This is a genomic window from Isoptericola sp. NPDC019482 (genome assembly GCF_040632295.1).
Lineage (GTDB): Bacteria > Actinomycetota > Actinomycetes > Actinomycetales > Cellulomonadaceae > Isoptericola.
Map to the genome: position 1 here is coordinate 130906 of NZ_JBEYBQ010000009.1, position 7099 is coordinate 138004.

At 72.4% G+C, this 7099-nt stretch carries 5 protein-coding genes and 1 rRNA gene; all 6 read right to left on the minus strand.

Translation table 11 applies throughout. The features are described 5' to 3' along the window. The coding region (locus ABZ493_RS09090) for a hypothetical protein (RefSeq protein WP_430581843.1) at positions 1–228 on the minus strand (228 nt) is incomplete at its 3' end. A 112-nt stretch (positions 229–340) separates the two neighbouring features. Continuing rightward, positions 341–2185 carry an L-lactate permease gene (locus ABZ493_RS09095; protein WP_430581844.1) on the minus strand — a complete coding sequence of 615 codons (1845 nt, stop codon included), beginning with the start codon at positions 2183–2185 and terminating at the stop codon, positions 341–343. A gap of 91 nt (positions 2186–2276) precedes the next feature. Continuing rightward, complete coding sequence (locus ABZ493_RS09100; protein WP_430581845.1) at positions 2277–3653, minus strand: heterodisulfide reductase-related iron-sulfur binding cluster; 1377 nt, start codon at positions 3651–3653, stop codon at positions 2277–2279. Between the two features lie 16 nt (positions 3654–3669). After that, on the minus strand, positions 3670–4923 hold the full coding sequence (locus tag ABZ493_RS09105) for an FAD-binding oxidoreductase (RefSeq protein WP_430581846.1): 1254 nt from the start codon (positions 4921–4923) through the stop codon (positions 3670–3672). 11 nt (positions 4924–4934) lie between these two features. Further along, positions 4935–6428 (minus strand): FAD-linked oxidase C-terminal domain-containing protein, encoded by a 1494-nt coding sequence (locus ABZ493_RS09110; protein WP_430581847.1) that lies wholly within the window; start codon positions 6426–6428, stop codon positions 4935–4937. Positions 6429–6788: 360 nt separating this feature from the next. Further along, positions 6789–6905 (minus strand): 5S ribosomal RNA (gene rrf, locus ABZ493_RS09115). Positions 6906–7099: the final 194 nt, after the last annotated feature.

A 7099-nucleotide genomic window follows, 5' to 3' on the forward strand; every position in this document is an offset into this window, starting at 1 on the left:
CAGGACGACCACGACGCCCGTCAGCCCGCTGCTCACCACGACGCTCATCACCACGACGCTCGTCCGAACGACCGCGCGGACCGTCGCGACGGTCCGACCGCGCGTCGTCGCTCCGACGTGCGCCTCCGGCGCCTCGGCGGTCGCCCTGCCCGTTGCCGGGTCGACCGGTGGGACGGCGACCGGCGTCGCCGCGCGCGCTCGACCGGTCGTCGTCGCGGCCCTGCTCACGGGCGGAGTCGTTCACGCTGTTCCTCTCGGGTGGTGGGATCGCCCGATTCTCCCACGCCGGGAGGTCATCAGCGTGCCCGGAGGCGTTCTGCCCGAGGCGACGTGTCCGAGGTCACGCGTCGCTGCGGGACCTCCCCGCCCTGGCGGGCGCCGGGAGCACCTCGGGGTTGAGGGAGTCCGGCTTGCGATAGCACCAGACACCGATCGCGACGAGCGACGCGATCACCACGAGGAGCACCACCAGGCCGGCGTTCGCCCCGAACCCGTAGATCCACAGGTACCCGATCGCGCCGGCGGTCAGGCAGTAGTACGTGGCCGGCAGGATCGTCTTGCGGATGAGGTCGCCCTCCCGTCCCAGCAGCCCCACCGTGGCCGACGCCGCGACGACGTTGTGGACCGCCACCATGTTCCCCGCGGCGCCGCCGACCGCCTGCAGCGCGACCACCGTCTCCGGCGAGGAGACCCCGATGCCCTCCCCGGTGGAGAACTGGAACAGGGAGAACATCATGTTGGACACCGTGTTCGACCCGGCGACGAAAGCCCCGAGCGCGCCGATGAAGGGGGCGACGATCGGCCACCCCTGGCCCGCGACGTCCGCCGCCGCCTCGGCGAGGGTGATCGGCATCGACTCCAGGCCCGCGGCGTTGAACTCGGGACCCGAGTTGATGAAGATCCGCACCAGGGGCAGGGCGCACAGCAGCGCGAACGCCGCTCCCCACAGCTGGCTGCCCGCCACCTTCCACGACGCCGCGATCTGCCGGCCGTTCATCCGGTGCACGACGTACGTGATCAGGCAGGCCAGGAGGAAGATCGCGCCCGGCGAGTACAACAGGTCCATCGTCTGGCTGATGCCGGTGCCGAAGATGTCGTTCACCTCGATCACCGCGGGACCGGTGAGGAACTCCTTGATCGCCGGCACGTTGCGGGTGATCAGCAGCAGCACGGCCACCACGACGTACGGCGTCCACGCACGCACCAGGGACATCCGGCGCGAGTCCGCCACCGGCTCGGCCGCCGGGTCCACGGTGCCCATCCACTTCGCGTTCCACCGTTCGCGCGGCGGGAAGTCCCAGACCTCCTTGGGCATGAGGAAGCCCTTGGACGACGTGAACATCACGAGCGCCAGGCCCGCGAACCCGCCGAGCATCGACGGGAACTCCGGCCCGAGCAGGTAGGCGACCAGGAGGTAGGGCACGATCATCGCGAGTGCCGCGTACAGGGCGAAGGGGGCGATGGCGAGCCCGTCGCGGAACCGGCGCTTCTCGCCGAAGAACCCGGTCATCAGGGTCACCAGGATGAGGGGCACCAGGACACCGACGATCGCGTGCACGGTGGCCACCTGCGTGGCGGTGTGCGCCACGAACTGGCCCGGGTCGAGGTCGAGCGCGTCGGCGCGGGCCTGCACCTGCGGGGCCAGCGCGCCGTCGCTGCCGGCGAGCCCCGTGCCGATCCCGGTGATCATGGGGGTGCCGACGGCGCCGAAGCTCACCGGCGTCGACTGGATGATCAGGCCTGCCATCACCGCGGCCATCGCGGGAAACCCGAGCGCGAGGAGCAGCGGGGCGACGACGGCGGCCGGTGTGCCGAACCCGGCGGCGCCCTCGATGAACGACCCGAAGAGCCAGGCGATGATGATCACCTGCACGCGGCGGTCACGGCTGATGGTCGTGAAGCCGGCACGGATCGTCTGCAGCGCGCCGCTCTTGGTGATGGTCTCGAGCATGAGCAGCGCGCCGAAGATGATCCAGAGCAGCCCGATGGCGACGAGCAGGCCCTGGACGGCCGACGCGGCGATCGTCACGGGCGCGATCCGCCAGACGGCGAGGGCGACGATCACCACCACGACGAGCCCCACGGGCATCGCGGTGCGAGCGGGCCATCGGAACCCGACGAGCAGGACCCCCACCACGAGGATCGGGACGAAGGCGAGCAGTGCGAGGACGGCAAGGTTGTCCATGTGCGCTCCCTGGGCCGGCGTCGTTGCCGGGTCGGTCGGTCAGGATTCTCGGTCAGGACTCTCGGTCTGGACTGTCGGTCTGGACTGTCGGTCAGGTTCCGCCGGGTGCGGCCCGGCGGCCTGCCCGTCGGTCGGCGGGGGCCACGAGGGTCTCTGCCCCCGCCCCTCGCAGGGAGGCGTCGAGGACCGACACGAGGTGCGCCGTGGCGATCGACCGCCCCTGTCGCTCGAGCGCGGCCGTCACCTGCATGAGGCACCCCGGGTTCGAGGTGACGAGCAGCTCCGCGCCGGTCGCGGTGACGTGGCGTGCCTTGCGGTCCCCGAGCTCGCGCGCGGGCTCGGGCTTGAGCAGGTTGTAGACGCCCGCTGACCCGCAGCACATGTCCCCCTCGGCGATCTCGCGCACCGTCAGGCCGGGGATCTGGGCGAGCAGCTCGCGCGGCTGTGCGCGCACCCGCTGGGCGTGGGACAGGTGGCAGGCGTCGTGGTACGCGACGGTGACGTCGAGCGGGTGCCTGCGCGCGACCGGGCCGAGCTCGACCAGCACCTCGGAGACGTCGCGGACGCGCTCGGCGAACGTGGCGGCGCGCTCCGCGTAGTCGGGGTCGTCGGCCAACAGGTCGGCGTACTCCTTCATCGTCGACCCGCACCCCGCGGAGTTCACGACGACGCGGTCCACCCCGGTCTCCTCGAAGGCGTCCACCAGCGCCCGCGCGTACCGCAGCCCTTCCGCCTCCCTGCCCGCGTGCACCGACAACGCCCCGCAGCATCCCTGGCCCGGGGGGACGACGACGTCGCACCCTTCCGCCGCGAGCACCCGCGCGGTGGCGGCGTTGACGCCCGGGAACATCTCGCGCTGGACGCAGCCCAGCAGCATGCCGACGGTCGCCCGCCGTGCCCCGCGCGCTCGAACCAGCGGAGGCACCGGTTCGCGCGCCGCCACGGGCGGCGCCATCGCCACCATGGCGACCAGGGACGGCGAGACCCTCTCGAGCACGCCGGACCGGCGCACCATCCGGTCGAGCCCGCTGCGTTGCGCCCAGCGCAGGGGCGCACGCACGAGACGCAGCCGCTCCGGGCGAGGGAAGAGCGCGAAGATCAGAGCCCGGAGGGTTCGCTCCGACCGGCCGCGGTGCTCGGCCCCACGGCGTTCGACCTGCTGGCGTGTCTGCTCCACGAGCAGGTCGTACCGCACGCCCGACGGGCAGGCGGTGACGCAGGCCATGCATCCGAGGCAGGCGTCCATGTGCTGGACGAGCGCGGGCCCCATCGGCTCCCCCTCGAGCCCATCCTTCATCAGATAGATCCGTCCTCGCGGGGAGTCCATCTCCTCGCCCCACAGCGTGTAGGTCGGGCACGCCGGCAGGCAGAACCCGCAGTGCACGCAGTCGTCGATCAGGTCGCGACGGGGCGGGTGATGGTCGTCGAACGCCCCGAGCAGGTCGGGCTTGGTCTCCTCTGCCGTCATGCGCCAGGTCCTCCCATCAGATGCCTCCCACGAATCGCCCCGGCGACAGGCGGCGACCGGGGTCCAGCCGCGCCTTGATGCTCCGCATGAGGTCGAGGCCGGGCACGGGACCCCAGACATCCAGGCCCGCGCGCACGTCGGCCGGTGCGGCGAGGACCGTGACCGTGCCGTCCGCCGGTGTCGGCGACGCCGCGCGCAGCCGAGCGACCGTCGCGGCTGCTGTGGCCGGGTCGGGCGCCTCGATCCCCACCAGCAGGGCTCCCATGGCCGACCCGCGCACCGCGACGCCGACCCCGCCCACCTGCTCAGCGTCCCGGGCTGCGGCGAGCAGGCTGCCGACGCCCGTCAGGGTCGCCGTCGCCTTGGCGGTGACGGCACCTGCCGGGACGCCGGCCCACCACTCGGGGAGCTCGTCCTCGATCTCGCCACCGACGAGCGTCGCCGCGGCACGGGCGCGCCCCTGGACCGCGTCCTGAATGCCCTCGAAGAGCACCGCGAGGGTCGCCTCGTCCCGCCCTGCCCCACGGTCGAGCTCGACGGCGGCGGGCGCGAGCTGGGACGCCACGACGGCGCGCGCGGCAGCGGCGACGTCCACCATCGTCCCGTTGCGGGTGACGACGGCCCGGCCCGGCCGCACCGGGTGCAGCCGGAACGCCGCCTGCACCACGACGCCGAGGGTGCCGTAGGCGCCGGTCATGAGCTTGGCGAGGTCGTACCCGGCGACGTTCTTCACGACCTTGCCGCCCGACCGCGCGACCGTGCCGTCGGCGAGGACGACGGTCGTCCCCAGGACGCGGTCACGCAGCGCGAGGCGCTGCAGTCGCCGCGGCCCGGTGTATCCCACCGACAGCGCGCCACCGATCGTGCTCCCCGCGGCGACCCGGTCGGGGGGCAGGTCCAGGACGAGCTCCTGGTCGGCGGTTCCGACACGGTCGGTGAGCTCGGACACGCTGAGGCCTGCCTGGGCGACGACGACGAGGTCGCCGGCCTCGTGCTCGATCAGGCGGTCGAGCCCTGTGGTGTCCAGCACGAGGTCGACCCGCTCCGGCGGCGCGCCCCATCCCAGCGCGGTGCCCCCGCCGCGCGGCACGGTGACGAGATCCTGGCGGGCCGCCTCGCGGACGACGGCCGCCACGGCCGCCACGGACCCGGGCCGTACGACGAACTGCGGGAGCACACCGCCGATGGTGTCCCTGGCCCCGGCCTCGCGCAGGACACCCGCCCCGTCGAGCGCGTGCTCGAGGGCGGGGACGTCGGGTTCCCGGAGCATGTCCGACCTCATCAGAACAGTTCTCCGAGGCCGGCGTCCTGGAGCGGGTGCGTGCCGTGGTGACGTCCGGGCCGCTCGCCGCAGAGGCGCGGCGTCGGAAAGATCTTGCCCGGGTTGGCGATGTTGTCGGGGTCGAACGCGCAGCGCACCGCCTGCATCGTCGCGAGGTCCTCCTCGGCGAACATCCGCGGCATGTAGCGGGCCTTGTCGGCCCCGACCCCGTGCTCGCCGGTGATCGACCCGCCGTTGGTGATGCACAGGTCGAGGATGCCGCCCGCCACCGCCTCGGCCCGTTCGGTCGCGCCCTCCACCGAGCCGTCGAAGAGCACCAGGGGATGCAGGTTGCCGTCCCCGGCGTGGAAGACGTTGGCCACCCGGCACCCGCCTTGCTCGCCGAGCACCGAGATCTGGTGGAGCACCGTCGACAGCGCGGTCCGGGGGATCACGCCGTCCTGGACGATGTAGTCGGGGCTGATCCGCCCGACGGCGGCGAACGCGGACTTGCGCCCCTTCCAGATCAGGGCCCTCTCGCCCTCGTCCGCCGCGAGCCGCGTCTCGAAGGACCCGTGCTCCGCGCAGAGCCGCAGCACCTCGCTCAGCTCGTGCGCGACGTCGTCGGCCGGCCCGTCGACCTCGATGACGAGCACGGCCCCCGCACCCGCCGGGTATCCGCACTGCACGGCCGCCTCCGCGGCCTCGATCGCGAGCGCGTCCATCATCTCGATCGCGGCCGGCACGATCCCGGCACCGATGATGGCCGACGTGGCGGCCCCCGCGGTGTCGACGTCGGGGAAGCCCGCGAGCACGGTGCGCACGTCCCCCGGCAGCCTCGTGAGGCGCACCGTGACGCGGGTGACCACGCCCAGCGTGCCCTCGGACCCGACGACGGCGCCGAGCAGGTCGTATCCCGGCGGGTCGGGTGCCTTGCCACCCACCTCCACCAGCTCGCCGGTGGGCGTGACGAGGTCGATCCCCGTGACATGGTTCGTCGTGAAGCCGTACTTCAGGCAGTGCGCGCCGCCGGAGTTCTCGGCGACGTTGCCCCCGATGGAGCACACCTGCTGGCTCGACGGGTCGGGTGCGAAGTAGTACCCGTCAGGCGTGGCCCGCTGGGTCAGGTGCAGGTTGATCACTCCGGGGTCCACGACCGCGCGCTCGTTGTCGACGTCGACCTCGTGCACCGCGCGCATCTGCGACATCACCACGAGAACGCCGTCCGCATGCGGCAACGCGCCACCGGAGAGGCCCGTCCCCGACCCGCGTGCCACGAACGGTACGCGGTGGGCGGCACACAGGCGGACCGTCGTCGCCACGTCGACCGCGTCCGACGCGAGCACCACGACGCCCGGTACCACCCGGTAGGCCGCCAGGCCGTCGCACTCGTACGTCCGCAGACGCTGACGGTCGACGACGACCCGGTCGGGACCGAGCTGTCGCAACAGCTCGGCGCGCACCACGTCGAGCGGCGCGCGCGCCTCGTGGGGCGTGACCCCGGCACCTACCACCGGCGACCTCCTCGTCGCTGCCGTCGCACGACGCCCCGCCGCCGACCGCGCTCGCCGATGAGCACGGCCATCTTCCATCATGCGGAACCGAAGTGCTTCTGCGTGGAACACTAGGGGACGCATGTCGACACGGTCAACGGTCCGGCGTGTCGGCCGGCCAGAATGCGTGCGAGCGAGCGCCGGCCCGCGGACAGGTGCCCACGGCCCGAGGGCGCATCCGAGCCGGAGCCGGAGCCGCGGGCGTTCGGGTGCCCGGGTCGACGGGAGGTGGGCTGCGCGGGCGCAGCGGTGTCCGGGTATGCGCGGGTCCGGGTATGCGAAAGGCCCACCCCGGGTGGGGTGGGCCTTTCGTGAATGGGTGTCCGGCGGCGTCCTACTCTCCCACCCCCTCGCGAGGGCAGTACCATCGGCGCTGAAGGGCTAAGCTTCCGGGTTCGGAATGGGACCGGGCGTTTCCCCAACGCTATGACCGCCGTAACAGTATCGAGTTTTCAGGGTCACCCCCTTGCAAACCACCGGGTGGTGGGGGGGTGGTGCCCGTTTCTCGGGAACCGCACAGTGGACGCGTAGCATGTCATTGTCAAACAGTGTTTGAGTGTGTGTGAAGTTGTTGGCTTATTAGTACCGGTCAGCTCCGACAGTCTTTGGTCCTGTCTTCCACATCCGGCCTA